Source organism: Paenibacillus sp. YN15 (assembly GCF_003285005.1).
GTDB lineage: Bacteria > Bacillota > Bacilli > Paenibacillales > NBRC-103111 > Paenibacillus_AR.
The window spans coordinates 85,447-106,840 of record NZ_QMFA01000012.1 but is presented as its reverse complement, the minus strand read 5'-3'; the positions used below and the strand labels follow the sequence as shown (position 1 = coordinate 106,840).

At 56.2% G+C, this 21,394-nt stretch carries 16 protein-coding genes and 1 pseudogene; 13 read left to right on the top strand and 4 right to left on the bottom strand.

The genetic code is table 11. From position 1 onward, the window contains the following. Positions 1-255 precede the first annotated feature (255 nt). Positions 256-1,680 (bottom strand): hypothetical protein, encoded by a 1,425-nt coding sequence (locus DQG13_RS12240; protein WP_113020049.1) that lies wholly within the window; start codon positions 1,678-1,680, stop codon positions 256-258. A gap of 209 nt (positions 1,681-1,889) precedes the next feature. Here DQG13_RS12240 and DQG13_RS12235 point away from each other — a divergent pair. The 3 genes and pseudogenes from DQG13_RS12235 to DQG13_RS12225 form a co-directional block, all read left to right on the top strand. After that, a pseudogene (locus DQG13_RS12235) lies at positions 1,890-3,230 on the top strand (MFS transporter); the annotation flags it as partial. Between the two features lie 126 nt (positions 3,231-3,356). Further along, complete coding sequence (locus DQG13_RS12230; RefSeq protein ID WP_113020047.1) at positions 3,357-4,616, top strand: aminopeptidase; 1,260 nt, start codon at positions 3,357-3,359, stop codon at positions 4,614-4,616. 203 nt (positions 4,617-4,819) lie between these two features. After that, positions 4,820-6,361 carry an MDR family MFS transporter gene (locus DQG13_RS12225; protein ID WP_113020046.1) on the top strand — a complete coding sequence of 514 codons (1,542 nt, stop codon included), beginning with the start codon at positions 4,820-4,822 and terminating at the stop codon, positions 6,359-6,361. Positions 6,362-6,428: 67 nt separating this feature from the next. Here DQG13_RS12225 and DQG13_RS12220 read toward each other — a convergent pair whose 3' ends face one another. Continuing rightward, positions 6,429-6,923 (bottom strand): glutathione peroxidase, encoded by a 495-nt coding sequence (locus tag DQG13_RS12220; protein ID WP_113020045.1) that lies wholly within the window; start codon positions 6,921-6,923, stop codon positions 6,429-6,431. Between the two features lie 20 nt (positions 6,924-6,943). Next, positions 6,944-7,414, bottom strand: coding sequence for a MarR family winged helix-turn-helix transcriptional regulator (locus DQG13_RS12215; protein ID WP_113020044.1), 471 nt, complete (start codon positions 7,412-7,414; stop codon positions 6,944-6,946). 181 nt (positions 7,415-7,595) lie between these two features. Between DQG13_RS12215 and yfcE the strand changes: the two genes are divergently transcribed. Both yfcE and DQG13_RS12205 read left to right on the top strand, forming a co-directional pair. Then, positions 7,596-8,141: a phosphodiesterase gene (gene yfcE / locus DQG13_RS12210; protein WP_113020043.1), complete on the top strand. Its 546-nt coding sequence runs from the start codon at positions 7,596-7,598 to the stop codon at positions 8,139-8,141. Positions 8,142-8,155: 14 nt separating this feature from the next. Continuing rightward, on the top strand, positions 8,156-9,250 hold the full coding sequence (locus tag DQG13_RS12205) for a glycerol dehydrogenase (RefSeq protein ID WP_113020042.1): 1,095 nt from the start codon (positions 8,156-8,158) through the stop codon (positions 9,248-9,250). A 153-nt stretch (positions 9,251-9,403) separates the two neighbouring features. Here DQG13_RS12205 and DQG13_RS12200 read toward each other — a convergent pair whose 3' ends face one another. Next, positions 9,404-10,213: an AraC family transcriptional regulator gene (locus DQG13_RS12200; protein WP_113020041.1), complete on the bottom strand. Its 810-nt coding sequence runs from the start codon at positions 10,211-10,213 to the stop codon at positions 9,404-9,406. A gap of 105 nt (positions 10,214-10,318) precedes the next feature. Between DQG13_RS12200 and DQG13_RS30740 the strand changes: the two genes are divergently transcribed. The 8 genes from DQG13_RS30740 to DQG13_RS12165 all read left to right on the top strand — a co-directional run bounded on the left by DQG13_RS30740 (position 10,319) and on the right by DQG13_RS12165 (position 21,266). Beyond that, positions 10,319-10,495, top strand: coding sequence for a hypothetical protein (locus DQG13_RS30740; RefSeq protein ID WP_181592723.1), 177 nt, complete (start codon positions 10,319-10,321; stop codon positions 10,493-10,495). Then, positions 10,492-12,375 (top strand): FAD-dependent oxidoreductase, encoded by a 1,884-nt coding sequence (locus tag DQG13_RS12195; protein WP_181592722.1) that lies wholly within the window; start codon positions 10,492-10,494, stop codon positions 12,373-12,375. The genes DQG13_RS30740 and DQG13_RS12195 overlap by 4 nt, the downstream gene beginning before the upstream one ends. Before the next feature lie 174 nt (positions 12,376-12,549). After that, a complete protein-coding gene (locus DQG13_RS12190; protein ID WP_113020039.1) occupies positions 12,550-13,506 on the top strand; it encodes an ABC transporter permease in 957 nt (318 codons plus the stop codon). A 28-nt stretch (positions 13,507-13,534) separates the two neighbouring features. Then, positions 13,535-14,410, top strand: a complete 876-nt coding sequence (locus DQG13_RS12185; RefSeq protein ID WP_113020038.1) for a carbohydrate ABC transporter permease — start codon at positions 13,535-13,537, stop codon at positions 14,408-14,410. 68 nt (positions 14,411-14,478) lie between these two features. After that, the gene (locus DQG13_RS12180) at positions 14,479-16,038 is read left to right on the top strand and encodes an extracellular solute-binding protein (RefSeq protein WP_113020037.1); all 1,560 of its coding nucleotides are present in this window, start codon (positions 14,479-14,481) and stop codon (positions 16,036-16,038) included. A 17-nt stretch (positions 16,039-16,055) separates the two neighbouring features. Next, on the top strand, positions 16,056-18,128 hold the full coding sequence (locus DQG13_RS12175; RefSeq protein ID WP_113020036.1) for a CBM96 family carbohydrate-binding protein: 2,073 nt from the start codon (positions 16,056-16,058) through the stop codon (positions 18,126-18,128). Between the two features lie 207 nt (positions 18,129-18,335). Beyond that, positions 18,336-20,111, top strand: coding sequence for a sensor histidine kinase (locus DQG13_RS12170; protein WP_113020035.1), 1,776 nt, complete (start codon positions 18,336-18,338; stop codon positions 20,109-20,111). A 66-nt stretch (positions 20,112-20,177) separates the two neighbouring features. After that, on the top strand, positions 20,178-21,266 hold the full coding sequence (locus DQG13_RS12165) for a response regulator transcription factor (protein ID WP_113020034.1): 1,089 nt from the start codon (positions 20,178-20,180) through the stop codon (positions 21,264-21,266). The last annotated feature ends 128 nt before the right edge of the window (positions 21,267-21,394 follow it).

The window sequence follows — 21,394 nt, the reverse complement described above, 5'->3', positions numbered from 1 at the left end:
AACGGAGTCAAAAGGGGAATAACGGCAGCCAACTGTCCGCTATTCCCGGCAATGAAGGCCCGCGGAACGGGGCTAGGGACCAATAGCGGAAAAGGACCTTCCGCTATTGGCTCGCACCGCCCGCTTCCGCTTTAATAACGGACAATCCCTGTCCGCTATCTTGAAAAGAACGTTTGGCTGCCCCGCCGCAAAGCAGGTTTTTGCGGAGGGGCAGCTTTTTTAAATAGAAACGGGCTGCGCGGCGTCGGCAGGCCATCAAAGCAGGAACATGGCAAAAATCGTCGTCGCCACAAGCCCGATGACCACGGGCTTCACGTTGCGGCGGGCCAGCTCGAAGGGGTCCACGCCGCAGATGGCGGCTGCCGGAATCAGCGCCCAGGGGATCAGCGTGCCGCCTCCGACCCAGATGGCGGCGATTTGGCCCAGGGCTGTCAGGGTGGCGATGCCGTGGCCGATGGAGGCGGCGAACAGATTGGCGATGGAGCCCGCCAGAGAAATGCCCGAGAAGCCCGAGCCGTCCAGCCCCGTTATGGCGCCTACCGTGGTCAGGGTGGCCGCTCCGACGGCGGGGTTCAGGGGCACGGCGGAGGCCAGGGCGCTGCCCAGGTCATTGACAATGCCGTGGGAGCCCTCCGGCAGCACCTTGCCGAACAGCTCGAAGAAGGCGGAGTCTCCCAGATAGAAGAAGGCGGCAATGGGAATAACGGGGCCAAAAATGCGGAAGCCGAACAAAAAGCCGTCGGTCATATAGGCGGTGGCTTCCGCCAGCCCTTTTTTGCGGTGGGCGGTCATGGAAATAAGCAGCATCAGAAGCAGGGCGGTGCCGCCGACCAGAGCAGTGGCGTCTCCCCCTTGCAGATTCATGGTAAACATCAGCACCACATCCAGCGCAAACAGCACCGGCACCAGAATGGCGAAAAACAGCCTGAGCCCGGGGGGAAGCGAGGCTGGGGACCCACCGCCAGAATTGCCGCTTGCATCTGGGGAGCTTACTGCGGCTACATCCGCCTTCAGCCCTGTGCCCATGGTCAGGGCTCCGCTCTTCATATCCCGCCGCATATACCAGAAGCTCACGGCGGTGGTGACTGCGCCCATCACCAACACCAGCGGCACGCTGGCGGCGACCACATCGCCTACGGGAATGCCGGCGGCATCCGCCGTCAGCTTGGGAGCGCCCTGGATGATGAAGTCCCCGGAGAGGGCGATGCCGTGGCCAAACAGATTCATCGCCATAGCCACGCCCAGGGCGGGAAGCCCGGCGCGGACAGCCACCGGAAGCAGCACGGCGCCGATCAGCGCTACAGCCGGGGACGGCCAGAAGAACCAGGAGATGACCATCATCAGAATACCGATGACCCAATAGGCCAGGCCGGGGCTGCGGATCATTTTGGCAAACGGGGCGATCATGGTTTCATTGACGCCGGACCGGGTAAGCACCCGGCTTAGCCCGACAATAATGGAAATAATGAGAATGGTTCCCAGAAGCTCCTTGATGGCATAGATGAAGCTGCCGAAAACACCGCTTACGGAATGGGGAAGGTCGCCGGTGGCCAGAAGCCCCAGAAGAAAAATTCCGGTGATACAAAGCACCGTTGTGTCCAGACGCCGGATCATGAAGCCGATAATGAGCACAATAAACACCAAATACAGCCAATGGACCGAAACCAGGGTAATATCCATTTTTGCGCCACCTCCCGTATGCAAAAAGCCTGGCTGCTTCTTGTACTCCAGCCTATGCAGGCGGTGGGAGAAGGTGTGAGGGCGGATGCCTATGCCGTTGGGAGCGCGCTTGGATAAAGGATTTCACAAAAGCCTAACCGCGGGTGTATAATCAATGGAATGTGCGCGAGGAAAAGCATAATACAACAAGAGATAGGAGTGTCATCCCCATGAATGTTACGGCGTCTCCCCCCGGAGCAGGGCGGAGCATCAGCCGATGGGCGGTCCTGGCCAATGTTTCCGTGGGCACCTTCATGGCGACATTGGACGGCAGCATTGCCAATGTGGCCCTTCCCACCATTTCCCAAGAGCTGTCGGTTCCCCTCCATGATGTCCAATGGGTTCTGACCGCGTACCTGCTGACCATCTGCGCCACCCTGCCCATAATGGGCAAGCTGTCCGACCTGTTTGGACGAAGCCGGGTCTATAACGCGGGCTTTTTGCTGTTTGCCCTGGGTTCGGCCCTGTGCGCATGGTCGGGCACCCTGACGGTCCTGATTCTCTCCCGGATTCTGCAGGCGCTGGGTGCCTCCTGTCTGATGACCAACAGCCAGGCCATTGTGGCGGAGACCTTCACCGCCGGCGACCGGGGCAAGGCCATCGGCATTGTCGGCACCATGGTGTCCCTGGGCTCTCTGACCGGGCCGGGCATCGGCGGGATTCTGGTGGATCATCTGGGCTGGCCGTCGATCTTCTGGATCAACGTGCCCATCGGAATTATTGGTTTTGCCGCCGGCTTGGCGATCCTTCCCAAAAGCAAGGAGAAAAAGCCCCAGGAGCCCTTCGATTATGCCGGGTCCGTGCTGTTTATGGTGGGCATATCGGCGCTGCTCTATATCCTCTCCAATGCCCAGGAATGGGGCTGGATGACGGGAGCGGTGCTGGGAGGCGGGATTGCCTCGCTGGCCGTTCTGGCTGTCTTCTACATCTGGGAGCGGCGGACACGCTATCCCATGCTGGACTTCACCCTGTACCGGAACCGCATCTTTGCGGTGGGCAATATCGCCGCGCTGTTTTCGTTTATTGCCCTTTTCTTCATTAATGTGATGCTGCCCTTCTACATGCAGGGAGTGCTGGGCTTTTCTCCGGAAAAAACCGGCTACGTCATGATGGTGAACCCGGTGTTTATGGCGGTGGTGGCTCCGTTCTCCGGCTGGCTCTCCGACCGGATCGGGTACAAGCTCCTGACCACAGCCGGGTTAGGCATCAACGCGCTGGCCTTCATGCTGCTGAACACCTTGGGGACCCGGGAATCCGCCTGGACCGTCGGCCTTCATCTGGCGCTGTTCGGCATCGGCGGCGGACTGTTCCAGTCGCCCAACAACTCCAGCATTATGGGGGCGGTGCCCAAGTCCAAGCTGGGGACGGCCGGCGGTCTGAACGCTCTGGTGCGCAACGTGGGCATGGTGACGGGCATCGCCCTGTCCGTGTCCCTTTACTCTACCAGGCTGCATCAGCTATCCAGTGCCCGCCCGGAGGCGGAGGCTATGCTGGGCGCACTTCATGCCGTCTTCTGGACGGCTGCCGGAATCTGCCTTGTGGCCTTGGCCATTTCGGCCCGGAGAATCTCCATCCGCGAGACAGAGCCCCAGGCGGGATGAATCCATTTTACACACCATTAACAGGAGGTTTTTGGCATGAGCGGTATTGATAATCTGGAGTTTGACAACATGCTGGAAAAATATGCGGAGCTGGTCCTGCGGGTAGGCGTGAACATCCAGCCCGGGCAGGTGCTGTTTATCGAGTCCCCGCTGGAAACAGTGGAGCTGACCCGCAAGATTGTCCGCCGGGCGTATCAGGCGGGAGCCAAATATGTGCAGGTTCAGTGGGATGACGAGCAGGTGACCCGGGCCCGCTTCCAGCATGCGCCGGATGAAAGCTTCGACTACTATCCCCAGTGGACGGCCAAAATGATGGAGCAGCTGGCGGAAGGCGGCGGCGCCCTGCTGAACATTAAGGTGCCGGACCCGGATTTGTACAACGGCATCGACGGCAAAAAGGTAAGCCGCGCCAACAAGGCTGCTTCTCTGGCCCGGCAAACCTTCCAGCGGTATGTCCGCAACAGCGACTTCAGCTGGTGTCTGGTAAAGGCTCCCACCAAGGCTTGGGCCTCCAAGGTATTCGCCGATCTGCCCGAAGATGAGCGGGTGGACGCCATGTGGCAAACCATCTTCAAGATGAACCGGGTAGATACCCCTGATCCGGTAGCCTCCTGGAAAGAGCATCTGGATGTGCTTTTGGCCAAACGCAATGCCCTGAATGCCAAGAACTACAAGTCCCTTCACTTCAAAGCGCCGGGAACCGACCTGGTGGTGGAGCTGGCGGAGAATCACCGCTGGTTGGGCGGCGGCAAAAACAACAGCTTCGGCGTATACTTCGTTGCCAATATGCCTACTGAAGAGGTATACACCATGCCCAAGCGCACAGGCGTCAACGGTACGGTGAGAAGCACTATGCCCCTGAACCTGAACGGCCGTCTGGTGGACGGGTTCTCCTTGACCTTTAAGGACGGTAAGGTAGTCAGCTTCAAGGCGGAGGTAGGGGCGGAGCATCTGGCGGCGCTGCTGGATACGGATGAGAATGCCCGTTATCTGGGCGAGGTGGCGTTGGTGCCGTACCATTCCCCGATTTCCGATCTGCGCCGGATTTTCTATAATACCGGCATCGACGAAAATGCCTCCTGCCATTTGGCTCTGGGCAGCGCGTATCCCACCAACTTGGAGAACGGCACCACCTATTCCAAGGAGGAGCTGATTGCCCGCGGCGCCAATGTCAGCCTGGTGCACACCGACTTTATGCTGGGCAGCGCGGACATGGATATTGACGGCGAGCGTTATGACGGCACAGTTGAGGCAGTGTTCCGCAATGGCGACTGGGCGCCGGGAACTCTGGGCTGAGCGGAGCCGGGCTTCATTCAATATAGCCAGCAGGAAGGGAGTCCGGGCAACCGGCTCCTTTTTTGTTTCATCCGCTCTTGCAGGGGATGGAAATTTTCTCCGTCTGCAGGCGGATATCTCCATCCTTCCGGAGGCTCTGGCTGCGGGAAACCTTCTTCACTATAATGGAGCAAGCAATAGAAGCGAAGGGAGCGCGCATAAGCATGAACAATCAACCGCAAAGCAGGCTGGGACTGGTTCTGGTCGGTCTGCTGCTGGGCATATTCGTGGCCGCCATTGACAACACCATCGTGGCGACAGCCATGGCGACTATCGTGTCCGACCTGGGCGGCATGGACCAGTTTGTCTGGGTCACCTCGGCCTATCTGGTGACGGAAATGGCAGGCATGCCGATTTTCGGCAAGCTGTCGGATATGTACGGGCGCAAGCGTTTTTTCATTTTGGGCATCGCCCTGTTCCTGCTGGGCTCCATCCTGTGCGGCACCGCGGACAGCATTATTCAATTGAGCATCTACCGGGCCATACAGGGCATCGGCGGCGGAGCGTTGATGCCGGTGGCTTTTGCCATCCTGTTCGATGTGGTGGCCCCCGAGAAACGGGGAATGCTGGGCGGGCTGTTCGGCGTGGTCTTCGGAGCGTCCAGCCTGATCGGTCCGCTTCTGGGAGCCTATATTACGGATTACATCCATTGGCACTGGATTTTCTACATCAATGTGCCTGTGGGCATCGCCTCTCTGGCGCTGCTGATTCCCTTCTATAAGGAATCCCTCAACCATGCCCGGCAAAAAATCGACTGGTGGGGCGCATCCACGCTGGTGGGAGCGGTGGTCTGCCTGATGTTCGCCCTGGAGCTGGGCGGCCAGCGGTTTGCCTGGGAGTCGCCGGTGATTCTGGGCCTGTTCGCCGGAGCGGCGGCGCTGGCTGCCGTCTTCGCCTTTGCCGAGACGAAAGCGGAGGAGCCCATCATCTCCTTCGATATGTTCCGGGAGAAGCTGTTCGCCGCCAGCACCGTGCTGGGGCTGCTGTACGGAGGGGCCTTCATTACCTTCGCCATCTTTATTCCCATGTATGTGCAGGGGGTGACCGGCGGCACGGCCACCAACTCGGGGCTGATCCTGCTGCCCATGACCTTGGGCTCGGTGGTGGCGGCCCAGGCGGGCGGGGTGGCCTCCTCCCGGTTCAGCTACCGCTCGATTATGGCGGTATCGGGGGTTATTTTCCTAATCGGCGCTTGGCTGCTCAGCACTCTGACTCCGGATACCTCGAAAACGGTGCTCACCCTGTACATGATCGTGACCGGCTTTGGCGTCGGCTTTTCCTTCTCCGTGCTGGGGATGGCGGGCATTCATCATTTTGATTCCACCCGGCGGGGTTCGGCCAGCTCCACCATGTCCTTCGTCCGTTCGTTGGGCATGACCGTGGGTTTGACTGTCTTCGGCATCATCCAGCGGAATTTGCTTAAGGGAGATTTGAAGGAGGCGTTTGCCGGTTTTGGCGGAGGAGGCGGCGCTCCCGCAGGCGGCAGCCTGGGCAATGTCCGCGAGCTTTTGTCACCCCAGGGGCGGGAGGCCATTCCCAAGGAAGTGATGGACAAAATTGTGGACGCTTTGAGCAGCTCCATCTCCTCCACTTTCCTGTGGGTGCTGGTTCCGGCCGTGCTGATTCTGGTGGCGGTTCCTTTTATGGGCAATGCCCGGCTGTTGGTTCCGGCGGCGGTGAAAGGCGAAAGCAAGTCCCAAGCGTAGCTTTGCCCAAATGAGAAGACCCCCCGCTTGCCTGACGGCAATTGCGGAGGGTCTTGTTTGTGTGCAGTCAGGCATGTGCGCCGGAGGCCAGCAGCTTCTCGATGTGCTTACCGATCTCCTCGGGGGAATCGGTGGGGGCGAAGCGCTTCAGCACCTTGCCGCTGCCGTCCGCCAGGAATTTGGTGAAGTTCCATTTCACCGCCTTGGTGCCCAGCACTCCGGGAGCTTCCTTGGTCAGATATTGGTAAAGGGGATGGGCGTTCTCGCCATTTACATCAATTTTGGCAAAAAGCGGGAAGGTCACGCCATGGTTCAATTGGCAGAAGGAGGCGATTTCCTCCTCGCTGCCCGGCTCCTGGTGGTTGAACTGATTGCAGGGGAAGCCCAGAACCACCAGCTTTTCCGGTCCGTATTGCTCGTAGAGCTTTTGCAGGCCGGTGTATTGGGGGGTAAAACCGCACTTGCTGGCAGTATTGACGATGAGCATCAGCTTTCCGGCATATTGAGAGAGGGAAACCTCTTCGCCGCGGATATTTTTCACCAAAAAGTCATGAACGGACATTACGGATGCCTCCTTAAAATTTACTCCTGCCCGGCGGGCGGGGTCTGAAGCGGGGGGATGCTGTCCAGCCGGACCAGCAGCTCCTTCAATTGGCGGTGGAGGGAGATGGCCTCCTCCGGGGTCATGCCGCTGCGGCAAAACGCAGTTTGCGGAATATGAGTCGCCTGCTTCTGCAGCTTCCGTCCGGCTTCGGTAACTTCAATCCAGACATTCCGCTCATCCTGGGTATCCCGGGTTCGCTTGACCAGGCCCATAACCTCCAGCTTTTTCAGAAGGGGGGTCAGGGTGCCGGAATCCAGGTACAGTACCTCGCCCAGCTCCTTCACCTTCATTCTGCTTTCCTTCCAGATGGCCAAAAGGGTAATGTATTGGGTATACGTCAGGCCCAGCGGCGCAAGAAGGGGACGGTACATCCGGGTAATTTCCTTGGAACACGCGTACAGAGCAAAACAAAGCTGTTTGTCCAAATCCATAAACGACTGCGATTCCATTGCTCGGGCGGATTCTCCTTCTTTACTATTTTGTTGGTGTAAAATTAAATTGCATACAATCATTATAGCGGGAGGCCAAAGCCGTGTCAAATTGGTTTTCGGATTGGGCGATGCTGATTTTTTTCTCCTGAATCTGGTATAGTTATCCATAAGCAAAACTATGAAAGTGAGGAGAACGAGAATGAAGCTGTTTTTTCTGTCGGATATTCATGGCTCCATTAGCTGCCTGGACCGGGCGCTTGCGGCTTTTGCGCGGGAGGAAGCGGATTATCTGGTCAGTCTGGGGGATTTGATGTACCACGGTCCCCGCAATCCGCTGCCGGAGAATTACAATCCCAAGGAAGTGGCGGCCCGGCTTAACACTGTAAAGGACAAGATCATGACGGTCCGCGGCAATTGCGACAGCGAGGTGGACCAGATGCTGCTGGAGTTTCCCATCCTGGCCGAGTATGTAATTCTGTTCCATGAGGGCAGGCGGATTTTCGTCACCCATGGCCATCATCATAACATGGATCAATTGCCGGCGCTGTCTCCCGGGGATGTGTTCATCCAGGGGCATACCCATATTCCGGTGGCGGAGGAGCGCGGCGGCTTGTATCTGCTGAACCCGGGCTCGATTACGCTGCCCAAGGAGAACTTCCCCCCCTCCTACGGAGTGCTGGCGGGTTCATTGTTTGAGATTAAGACTCTGGAGGGCCAGGTGTTAAAAAGCATCCGGTTCGCTTAAAGGAGAGTAATCCTATGAAGCGCGGCTTTATGTCCCCGTCCATCTATGCCCAGGGGGAAAACCGGCTGCTGGAGCTGGGCGGTTATGTCCGGCGCGTAGCCGGCGAAGGCAAGGTCTTCCTGGTGGCGGGCAGGGAAGACCGCCAGCGGGTCAGCCATTTGCTGGAGGAGGCGCTGCGGAAGGAGCCGTTTCCTGTGGTGCACGGCGATTTCTCCGGCAGATGTACGGAAGGCGAAATCGTCTGGCTGGCGGAGCTTTGCGCCCAGGAGACCTGCGCGGCGGTGGTGGGGCTGGGAGGCGGCAGCGCTCTGGACACGGCTAAGGCGGTGGCCCATGAGCTGGGCTTGCCTGTTATCATCATCCCCACGATTGCCTCCACAGATGCGCCGTGCAGCGCGGCTTCCGTGGTCTACAAGGACACGGGGGAGCTTTCCCGATATATTGCTCTGGCTACGCCGCCGGAGGTGGTGCTGGTGGACACGGGCATTATCGCCCGGGCTCCCGTCCGGTTTCTGACGGCGGGCATGGGGGATGGCCTGTCCACCTGGTTCGAGGCCAGGGCCAACGTTCGGGCGGCCAGCGGCCTCGGTGTAAGCCAGGCCGGACAGGCCATCGCCCGGCGCTGCTATGAGGTGCTGCTGGCGGATGCCCCTGCAGCCAAGGCCGCCTGCGAAGCGGGCCGGACCGATGAAGCGCTGGAGCGGGTGGTGGAGGCGGTGCTGCTGCTAAGCGGCCTGGGCTTCGAGAACGGCGGGCTGGCGGCAGCTCATGCGGTCCATAACGGCCTGACGCTGCTGCCGGAGACGCGGCCCTATCTTCACGGGGAGATCGTCGCCTTCTGCACCTTGGTCCAGCTGGTGCTGGAGCAGGCTCCGGCAGCGGAGCTGGAGGCGGTGCTGGGCTTTTCCGCCGGGCTGGGCCTGCCTGTGACCCTGGGCCAGATCGGCCTGGACGGGGCGGAGGACGGCCGTCTGCTGCCGGCTGCCCAAGCCGCCTGCTCGCCGGACAATCCCATGGGCAACATGCCGTTTCCCGTCTCCCCCGGCGATGTGCTGGCGGCGCTCCGGGAGGCGGACCGGCTGGGCCGGGAGTGTTTGTCACGCGTATAGGGATGCCTGAGGTAAGGCCGGCGGATACTTTGACCTAGCCCTCCCTGCAATTAAGCAGGCCCATGCGAATATGCATGGGCCTATTCCATTATAAGCGTATCCGATGCAGGCTCTGCCGCCGCGGCACTTGAAAAGACTTGGAACGGCAACTGGTCATGCCTGATCGTCGCGGTCGGTGCGGTAATCTCCCGGAACCTGGCGGGTAAGGCTGTGGAAGGCCCGATAAAAATTGGATGCATTGCGAAAACCGCAATCCATGGCGATATCCAGAATGGTCCGGTCCGTTTCCTCCAGCAGCCGGATGGCCAGGGTGATTCGCTTCCGCTTGATGTATTGGATAGGACCGATACCGTTGTATTTGGTGAAATATCTGGAGAAGGCGGTACTGCTCATATGGGCTATTTTGGCCAACTCATTCAGGGTAATCCGCCGGGTATAATGCTCGTCAATATAAGCCAGCACAGCTTTCATCAGAGGATTCACCCGGGAGCAGTGATCCGGAGACAGGCCAACTTTCCGAGCCGCCAGCGCCAGAATCTGGAGCACGCAGGATGAAATGACGATTTGGCTGTAGCTTGCCTGACTTTCACTCTCTTCCCGGATAAGCTCCAGTATGCCTGCCAACTGCCGGTCCGCAGGGATAATCCGGTGGACATAGCCCTTAACGGGTTTGGTAAACAACTGCAGCAATTCGGAATCAAAGAGGAAACGCGGCTCAAATTCCATTATAAAAAACTTCAGGTCCCCAGGGGAGGTAACCTTCTCAATCAGGCGTTGCTCCTCATTATTCAGCAGGACAATGTCATCCCGGTTGACGGCACACAGATCTCCGGCAATATTCCAAAGGCAGCTTCCGCTCCTGATCCAGACGACTTTGAAGCGGTGGGACAGATGGGGTTTGTTGGATTTCGTGAGATTGTTGTAGGACCTGCGGTGAATCCATATGGTTTGCTCATGGTCCATGGCGGATTTTGTCCCTCCCGGACGGCCCGCGGGCGGTTGGATCAATTCCCGGGGGACTTTTGGAAAAACGCAAAAAAATGGAGAACCCAAGCAAAAGAGTAGAGGATGGGAACTGCATTAAGCTATATGATGAATCCATGGCACAAGTATACCAAGCTGCAAAAAAGTATACAAACGCAAGAGGCCAAAGGAGGAGCATGGATGCAGTACGATCTGGTACTCATCGGAGTCAACAAGACGGAAATGGCGGGAATCCGGCTGGGAAGGAGTCTGGTATCATGATGATCTATCGCCGAATGGTCAACGGCAAAATGATGGAAACCGCTGCAGATCAACCGCAGTTTGCAGAAAATGTGGATGTTCTGGTGGCGGGTGTAGGAACGGCCGGCGCTCTTGCGGTGATTGCCGCCTCGGCACAGGGTGCAAAGGTTCTGGGGGTGGACCGTCTTCCGGGAATCGGCGGCATGGGCACCATGGGCTATGTGTCCGGCTATTATTACGGCCTGGCAGGAGGCTTGCAAGTGGACATTGACCAGGAAGCCCAAAGCATGGGGAGAGAGCATTTCCTGGACCGGGTGGAAGCGAAGAAATATATTATGGAAAACCGGATTACGGAGCATGGCGCCCGGCTGTCTCTGGAAACCACGGTAACCGGCGTATTCATGAAGGGACATACAGTCAAGGGGGTGTCCCTTTTCTCAGGCGGACGGCAATGGAATGTGGCTTGCGGCACCGTCATTGATGCCACTGCCGACTCTGCCGTATGTATACTGGCCGGCTGCGCAACCCGATACGGCCGGGAAACCGATGGTATAACCAGACCGTTTACCAGTGTGAAGGTATGGCTGAACAAGAACGGCACCATTACCCGGACCAACCATGACAGCGGGTATGTCAACCAGTATGATCCTTTCAAGCTGTCCAGAGGCATTCTTCAGGCCCACGCCAGCCAAATGCTGGAGGAGTTCAGCGATGAGGAAAAGCGGGTGATGTTCTTAGCCCCCTTCATCGGCATCCGGGAAGGCCGGATCATTGACGCGGAGAAAAATATTACCGTCGGAGAGGTTATCGCCGGACGGCGGGAGGAGGAGCCCCTGTTCTACGGCTACTGCGACTTCGACAAGCACGGCAAGGATCATGCGCTGGAGACGGAGGAGCTTCAGGACCTGCATGTGGCGGCCAATTTGAGCACGGCCTGCTTCTCGGTTCCGGTGACCCTGCGCTCCATGATGCCCAAAGGCTTCAAGGGCCTTCTTGTGGCCGGGCGGCATCTGGGGATGGACCACGATGTGGCCAGTATCCTCCGTATGCAGCGGGATATGCAGAAGTGCGGCGAAAGCGCAGGGGTTGTGGCGGCTTTGGCGGCCAAACGGGGCGTAAGCCCGGAGCAGGTGCCTTACGGCCAGGTGAAAGCCATTCTCGAGGCCAGCGGTTGTCTCACGGAGGAGCATGACAAGGGCATTATGTTCGATGACTCCTTCCGCAGGGAGCGGATTCAGTGGATGACCGATCCGCAAGAGATTAAGGCGGCCCTTGCAACGGATATGCCCGGCATCGCAATTTACTCCTGCAAGCTGTTGGGCGGAAAGATCGCGCCTCAGCTGAAGGAATGGCTGGCCTCCGGGGAACAGATGCTGCGCTATGGCAGCGCCATAGGCCTGGGGCTTGCGGCAGACGCGGCGGCCCTGCCGGTATTGCGGCAAATTGTCGGTGCCCGGGACGCTTTTTACTTCAAGGATTGCCGCCGGACCAACCAGTTCCGCAGCGCCATCGCCATCTATCTTCTGGGCAAGCTGGGAGACCGGGAAAGTATCCCGATGCTGAAGGAAATCCTTTGCGACGAGGGGGAATACAATAAGCCGCTGTATCATGAGATCAAGGAAATAAGCTATAAGGTGAACGGCAACAAGAATTTCAACGGGCTTTATTTCCAGATCGTCTCCCAAACGACGGTGGCCCTGATCCGGATTGCCAGGGCGCATCCGGAGCTTCAAGCCGGGATCAAGGACATTCTGCGGGAGGCCTTCAGGGATGACCGTCATCTGCTGCATGTCACCACCCTGCCGAAGCTGACCTTCGAATACGAGACGGTCCAGAATATCAAGAGCTATGCGCTGCGGTTCTGCGGTACGGAGCAGATGCCTGGGCCCGGCGCACAGTGAAATATCGAAAGAACCGGTTCTTCAGCCGGTTCTTTCTTTTTTGCGGCTAATATGTACGATTCTCCATGTAAGTTGTTGTTTTGCCCAATAGAAGCGAGGGGGATCGCGCCTTAAAATACAGGTAGACAGAAAAACGCTTACTTGCAAGAAGCGCAAAAGAGAGGAAGGAAACCCATGAATACATCTGCAACTGCTGCTGCCTCAGCCTCGAAAAGCGGTAGAGCCAAGATCGGCCTGTTCAAATATGTGGCGAAAAACCGGGCTTTGTATCTAATGCTTCTGCCGGGCCTCCTGTATCTGCTGATCTTCAAATACATTCCTTTGTTGGGGAGTGTGCTGGCCTTTAAGGAATATGATATTTTCCAAGGCATATGGGACAGTCCCTGGGTGGGGCTCCAATGGTTCGAGGAGCTGTTCAAATATGAGCGTTTTACCCGCCTGATCGCCAATACCCTGATTATTAGCCTGTACCAACTGATCTTCTCCTTCCCGGCCCCGATTCTGTTGGCCTGCCTGCTGAACGAACTGCGGATCAACTCCTACAAGAGAATCGTGCAAACGGTTCTCTATCTGCCCCACTTTCTCTCCTGGACCATTATTTTTGGCTTGGCGTATGTGCTCCTGTCCGTCCGTATGGGTCTGGTCAATCAGGTTGTGGAATATTTCGGCTATGAGAAAATCCAGTTCCTGCTGGAGCCCGCTTATTTCCGGGGGATGATCGTACTATCGGGCGTATGGAAGGACATGGGCTGGAGCTCCATTATTTTTCTGGCTGCCCTGGCCGGCATTAATCCGGTGCTCTATGAGGCCGGCAGAATCGACGGAGCCGGAAGATGGAGGCAGTTCCTTCACATTACCTTGCCGGGAATCCTGCCTGCTATTGTTATTCTTCTCCTGCTGCGGATCGGCAATATTCTGGATCTGGGCTTCGAGCATATCTATGTGTTCCTGACTCCCATCACCTATCAGGTCGGGGATGTGCTGGACACCTTTCAATACAGAGCCGGGGTTATCGAAGGCCAATACAGCTTTACGACGGCCATAGGGTTGTTCAAATCGGTTATCGGGTTTGTTCTGCTCGTAACGGCCAATAAAATCAGCAATAAGCTGACCGGCGACGGATTGTATTAGAGACTAGAGACTGGTGGGAGTGTGAGCCATGAAAATCAAACAAACCATGGGGGAAAAGGTTTTCGACTTCTCCAATATTGTATTTCTCTTTATTCTGTGCCTTGTGGTCTTAATTCCGATTGTGCATATTGTAGCAGGCTCCTTCAGCTCCACCAATGCCCTGATTCATTCCCGGGTAAAGCTGTGGCCCGTGGATTTCAATCTGGACAACTATACCCAGGTGATGAAGAACAGCTCCTTCTGGACCTCCTTTCGCATAACCGTCTTTATTGCTCTGGTGGGAACCTTGATCAATTTGCTGCTTACGGTGCTGATGGCATATCCCTTGTCCAAATCGGGTCTGCGCGGCCGCAAGGTATTCATGCTGGTTATCGTCTTCACCATGATTTTTAGTGCTCCCTTGATTCCCACCTATCTGGTAGTAAAGTCCATTGGCCTGGTCAATACGCTATGGGCGCTGATCATTCCGTCGGCAATCAGTATGTTTAACATGATTCTCTGCCTGACCTTCTTCAAAAGTCTGCCGGAGGAGCTGTTCGAGGCGGCCCGGGTGGACGGCATGTCCGAATACAGCATTCTCTTCAAAATTGCTGTGCCTTTGTCGCTGCCTATATTGGTGACGCTGACCCTTTATTATTCGGTTCACCACTGGAACAGCTACTTCTCGGCGATGATTTATATCACCAAGCCGGAGCTTAGGCCACTGCAGCTGTATCTGTACTCCATGATTGCCCAGGGCAATACCAACGACATGGCTTCCACTATTATGGAGGAAATGGATACCTCCCCGGAGGGGCTGAAGATGGCGACGATTGTAGTGGCGACCGTGCCGATTATGCTGATTTATCCCTTTGTCCAGAAGCATTTTATTAAAGGGGCGATGCTGGGTTCATTGAAGGAATAGGGTTCAATGCTGGCGCATTTTGCGTTGACATAAGGTAAACTAAGCTTAAATAAAGGGAGGACATCTTCATGCGGCATACAAAAAAATGGGTATCAATCATGACTGTTGGGGCGCTGGCCGTTGTTTCGGCGTGCTCCGGCGGCTCGGGACAAGGGACGGAGGGGAACAACCCGAGCGGCACACAGACGCCTGAGGCGGCAAAGCCGGCGGAGATCAAGTATTTCTTGTCCGACAATAATTTTGTTCTGCCGGACGGCCCCTTGTCGGAGCAGGCCTTCGTTAAGTATTTTGAAGAGAAGACCAATACGAAGCTGATTATTGAAACCATGGCCCATGGCAAATACGAGGAGACGCTGCGGCTGAAATTCGCTTCCAGCGATTTCCCGGATTTGTTTACCGGCTATACCCTCAACTATGCGGGAGCCCAGGACCGGCTGCTTCCTCTGAATGACCTTATTGACAAGCACGCCCCCAACCTGAAAAAAATCATCCCTCAGGAAGCCTGGGACGCTGTGACTATCAACGGCAAGATCATTGCGATTCCCAGCATTCAGCTGGCTGCCAACAATGACGCTTTCTATGTCCGCAAGGACTGGATGGATAAGCTGGGAGCGAAGATTCCCGGCACCTCGGAGGAGCTTCTGGAGCTGCTGCGGCAATTCAGGGACAAGGACCCCAACGGCAATAACCTGAAGGACGAGATTCCCTTCACCATGCGGGAGAAGTTCACCTGGTGGACGCCGATCCGCGGCATGTGGGGCGTGGCCTCGGATTATACGGAATACGAGGGCCAGATTATTCCCTCCATCATCCACCCCAATATGAAGAATGCCCTTGGCTTCCTGCGGCAAATGTATGAGGAGAAGCTGGTAGACCCGGAGTTCCTCAGCAATACGGGCGCCGTCCAGGAAAAGAAGATTTTGTCCGATCTTGCGGGCTCCTTCCACCATCAGACCCTGTCGGCCGACAACTGGAATCTGAAGCTGCAGTCATCTCTGAAGAGCACCGCGCCGGAGCTGATCACCATTCCGACTCCCAGAGGCGCCGGCTATGACGGTGCCCTTGGCGGGACTCTGAAGACCAGCAGCCGGTATTGGTTTATTATGAAGACCGCCAAGAACCCGGAGGCCATTATCAAGATGTTCGATTGGCTGGCTACGGAGGAAGGGGCCGTCTTCGCTTACTTCGGACTGGAAGGGGATACGTACGTTAAGGAAGGCGACAAGTATGTCTATGACGCCCAGAAGGTTAAGGATCAGAAGCAGGAGTTCCGCTCCGCCCTGTTCCTGGGAGTCAGCTATGCCCTTGATTTGGCTACCAAGCAGAAGCGCACGGAGGATCAGGAGCGCCTGTACAAATATAAGCAGGATGCCATTGACCTCTCCAAGAAGGAAGGCGTCAAGGATGTGATGAACGGGCTGCCCGACCCGGAAATTCTTAAGCGCTTCCCCGATTTGAAGCCGGATACGGGAGCCCTGTTCCAGGAAGCGGCCGCCAAGATTGTTCTGGGCAAGGAGCCGTTGGATTATTTTGATACCTTCGTCAAGGAATACCGCAAGCAGGGCGGGGATGATCTGATCAAGGAGCTGACGGAAAGCTACAATAAGGTTCACGCCAATAATTCCTGAAGGGGGATGGACGAGGGATGGGAAAACGGCTTATTGCAGGGATTGTCGGACTTGCGGCGGGAATGATGCTGTTGTCTTCAGGCTCGCAGGCGTTGGCATGGGAGTCCTCTCAAGTGCATTACAATAATCAGGGGCTGCTTGAATATGCTGTTGATTCATTGGGCAACCGGATTGTGGATTTCAGCTATGCAGGGTACCATCTGGGTGAAAAAGCTATTCCCGACAGCACAGCTCTGACTGCTTATGCCGTTGCTCCCGTCTCCGGCGACAACACCGCCCATATCCAACAGGCCATCGACACCGTGTCCTCCTGGACGCCGGATGCCCATGGAATCCGGGGAACAGTCCGGCTGGCGGCTGGGGAATATGCCATTGGCGGCACCTTGTATATCCCCACAAGCGGCGTAATTTTGGCCGGTGCGGGTATGGGAGACAGTCCAACCACGAATACGATTCTGCGCAGGCCATATGGAGGTACAGCCAATAAGGCGGCGGTTCTCATTGCGGGAGGCAATACCTTCTCCAACTGGGCAGGCGGCGATACTCCCGGCAACCGGGTTAATGTGACCAGCAGCGTGGTCCATACCGGAGACAGAAGCTTTGATGTCAGCAATGCGGCGGGCTTCTCCGTTGGCGACAATATTATTATCAAGCATCCGGCTACCCAGGCCTGGCTGGATGCCGTCGACGGAGGCGGCACATATACCGGGGAGCCATGGGCGGTGGATTCCCAGCCGCTGCTATTCAATCGTCACATTACGACTATATCCGGCAACCGGATTACGGTTGACGCTCCCATTACCAACCGGCTGGACGCTTCCCTGTCCACCTCGTATGTCTACAAGTATGACCGTGCCGATCTGGTGACGGAGGTAGGCGTAGAGAACCTGCAGATTGTCATTGACACCAAGTCCCCCACCAGCGAGGATCACGCCGGGGCAGGAATCATCTTCAATACGGTAGAGGATGGCTGGGTCAGCGGAGTGAAGGTGAAGCACTTTGTCAACAAGGGAATTACGCTGCAATCGGCCACAAGAGTAACCGTTCGCAATTCCTCCGCAGTTGAGCCCCATTCCAAGCTGGAAGGAGGCAGAAGGTACAGCTTTGCCGCCGAATTTGCCCAGCTTAACCTGTTCATTGGCAACTATGCCAGCCAGGGCAGACATGCCTATGTAGGCAATGGAGGCAGCTGGGATTCGGGAAATGTATTCGTCGACAATGTGGCCAGCCAGTCTTATGACGCCAGCGAGCTTCACCGCAGATGGGGACATGGCTTCCTGTACGAGAATCACATGGAAACCAATGTGATCAGCAGTAACTTCAGGGTATTGTCCTTGTATAACCGGGGAAATTATGGAACCAGCCACGGATGGTCCGCCGCCAATTCTGTCTTGTGGAATTGCAATGTGGGCAATGGCCGTGCGGTAGTGGAAAAGCCGCCCGCTGCCCAAAATTATGCAATCGGTTGCAAGGGCAACATCACCGGCGCGGGTCCCTTCAGCACCCTGCTGCCTACCGTTCCCGGCTTCATCGAGGGCACCGGCCAGACGCAGATGTCCATTCCATCCTTGTACCGGGCCCAGCTTGCAGAGCGTTTGGGATATTCCTATGAAGCGGCAGAGGACGCCTATGTGAGGGGCGGAAGCTACGCCAATGAAAATTATGGCCTAAGCTCTGCGCTGGACATAAAGAATGCCTCCGTCAACTATGACCGGGATGCGTATATCAAAGTGGATATGAGCGGCTATAACCGTGAGGCTCTGGGAAAAGTCATACTGAACTTTCATGTGGAATCCAATGAGCCGGCGCAGAACGTGACCTTCTACGGCCTGACGGATGACGGGTGGTCGGAGAACAGCATAACCTGGAATCATGTTCCGTCCAGCGCCGGGGCCAGTCTGATCGGAACCGTTTCTTTGGCGGAGCCCGGCTGGTACAGCATCGATGTTACCGAATATGCCAGGAGCCAAGCTGACAAGGTGCTGACCTTCAAGCTTACGGAAACCGCCTCGGCCAATCAATTTTCCCGAATATCCAGCAGGGATTCCGCCGCCTACAGAGGTCCTTTCCTGATTGCGGCTCCTTATTGACCCGCACCCTATAAATTCTATGCAGCGTTCCCTGACGGCCGGGGGCGCTGCATTATTTGCTGTCGGATATGGGGGAGGAGTCATACCGGTGATGCTTTGTGACTGGGGGGGAATTCCATTGTCTAGTTGAAGGGGGGGACATATGATGGAGGAGTATGGCCTAGTAAAAATAAGGCAAAAGCATGAAGCTGATAAGGTGGTTGCAGCATGATGCAATGGATTGCCAGGATTCGCCGTTCTCTGAAGCTGAAATTTATGCTGTTGGTGCTGCTGCTGATTGTAGTGTTAGTCTCGTCCATCGGGTATTTCAGTTATTACGAAAGCTCCAAAACCATTCGCAAGGATGTCTCCATGTTTAGCGATCAGATCTTGAAGCAGACAAATTTGAATTTGAACCAGTATTTTCTGGATTACGAGTACGGGTTTCTTGTGCTTGGCTTAAGCTATGAGTTTGAGCAATGGCTTGGCCTTGGCAGAGATGGCGATGATGAATATGACTTGTATATTATGGAGAGCCGGATGGAATCCCGTTATATTCTTTCTTATATATCCCAGCATCCCGAGCTGCTCTCCATTTCCATTTATAATGACAATGGCAAGGAGAGGCTGTTTCGCGGCAATCAGGCTTTTGTCAGGCTGAACCATTCGGTGAGAGAGGAGGAGTGGTTTTCCTCTGTCGCCTTGTCCAAGGGCTTCGAGGTATTCGTTCACAGCGCCAAGGCGTATGAGAACCCCTCCTTCCGGTCGGTCATTAGCATGGTCAAAAGATTTGACTTCCAGGGCCACAGCGGTCTTATCAAAATCGATATCTCCCCATCTAGAGTATTGCAAATTCTTGATCAGATCAATCTGGGGGCAAACAGCACGGCCTTGATCAGCGACGGGGAGGGCAAGCCCCTGCTGCAAACCAGCGGAGGCGAATTTCTGCCGGATTCCGGCATGATGAGGCAGGTATCGGAGGGGCAGGCCGGCTCCTTTTATTATAAACCTACGGACGAAATGGTGATTTTCCAGACCCTTCCATATACAAACTGGAAGACCATGGTGCTGGTCCCTTATGCCAATGTGGCCGAGGGAGTGTTCCGGGTAAGGAATTTTACAGCGGTTGTGGCTGTCGTTAATTTTCTTGTTGCGGTGGTGGCCGTGTGGCTGATTTCTTCCTCCCTGACCTCCCGGCTGCTGCGGCTGAAGGATTGGATGAGACTCACCCGCACAGGCAATCTGGACACCCGGATCGCCATAGGCGGGACAGATGAGGTGGCTGAGCTGGGCAATGCCTACAATCGGATGCTCGATACTCTGCAGGAGTCCATGAATGATCTGGCGGAGTCCCGCTTGCTCCAGCAGCAGGCCGTGCTGTCGGCGCTCCAGTCCCAAATCCACTCCCATTTTACGTACAATGCCCTGGAATCCATCAATGCCATGGCAAATCTGGTCGAGCATCGGCAAATCATGGAAACCGCAGTGGCTCTGTCAGACATGCTGAGATATACTTCCAGCTATAAGCAGGAGTTTGTGCCTTTGGCTGATGAGCTTAAGCATGTTCAGGATTATATCCGCATTGCCAATATTATGTACGGCGACCAGATTGACTTGAGAATAGACATGGACGAGAGCATGGATGAGATTCGCTGCCTGAAGGCTGTTTTGCAGCCGCTGGCGGAAAACTCCATGAAGCATGGTTTTGAGCGGACCGGATGTCCCATGTGCATTGAAATCGCCGCAAGAAACTGCGGGAACGGGTATATTGTTATTCTTGTGCGCGATAGCGGAAGCGGCTTTGCGCCGGATAAGCTTGCCGAGCTTCAGCGTCGGCTGGCCCTTCCTCCGGGGACCTCCGACTACCGCAGCATCAGCCAGGTGGGTCTGCTGAATGTGCATTACAGGCTGCGCATGCATGACAGGGACGGGGTATCCGGGCTGCAGATTGGCAATGACCCGCACACAGGCGGGGCTGTTGTCACGGTCATGCTCCGCGGATAGGCCTCATCCTTGCAAGAAGCAAAATGAGTCAAAACCGCTATTCCCGATGGAACAGGAGGAAGCGAAATGCAGCGCGTTCTGGTAGTGGATGATTCTCACCTGATAAGAAGCAGTATAGCCAAATCGGTGGAGCGTTTTTCCGATACGGTAGTGGTGTCGGGAACGGCAGGCAACGGGCAAGAGGCTCTGGAATGGCTGGAGCGCCATTACGCGGACCTGTGCATTACCGATGTCCGCATGCCGGTAATGGACGGCCTGGCCCTCATTTCCGAATTGGGTAGGCGCTATCCATGGATGCTCTCCATCGTCGTATCCAGCTATGATGAATTTGACTACGCCAAGATGAGCATTGAGCTGGAGGCCATCGATTACATTCTGAAGCCGGTGGACCAGACCAAGCTGAACAAGGCTTTGGAGAAATCTGTAGCCAAGCTCCAAGCCGGGCGGCTCCAGCAGGCGGGAGAGCTGTTTATCCGGAAGCTGCCCCATCACCGGATGGTTATGAACAAATGGCTGGAGCATATTCAAACACTGCGGACCGAAACCATGCCCCTTCTGATCGTGGATACGCTGGAGCTTTTGAAGGATTGGGTGGGGGAGAAATATTATTTGCTCAATGCCCTGTCCATGTGCTGGCTGCAGACTGTTGTGGAGGAGCTGCATGATTCCAAACTTGCCATTGAACTGGAGGAGGGAACGGACCTGGGACTGGGAGATAAGCGGATTGAAACGGCCAATATCCGCTTTTATTTCCGCCTCTGCGCCGTAAGGCGCCTGGAGGAAGGAGCCCATAGGCTTGTGGAGAGCATGATAGCGGCCAAGGAGGGACAAAGCCCCAAGGTCATCGAGGACATTAAGAAGCATATTGCCGGCAGGCTGGCCGAGAAGCCCAGTCTTCAGGAGCTGGCGGATCAGGCCGGCATCAGCAGAAGCCATCTGGCCAACATATTCAAGCAGCAGACCGGAACGACGGTCAACCAGTATATCATTGCCGAGAGAATGCGCGCGGCGCGGGACATGCTTTTGCATACCGCCATGAAGAGCTATGAAATCGCCGATAGGGTGGGGTATGAGGACGTGATTTATTTTTCCCAGCTGTTCAAGAAGCATTATGGCCTGGCTCCCATGGAATACAAGAAAAGAATGGAGTCCTGAGCCTGCGGCAGCCGGGCTTTTGGCGCCCCCGCCTTGCTCAAGAGCGCCCCTGCATCCAGCCCTCCCTCCAATCAAACAGGCCCATGCGCACTCGCATGGGTCTGTTCGATTTATGAATAGCTCCGCCG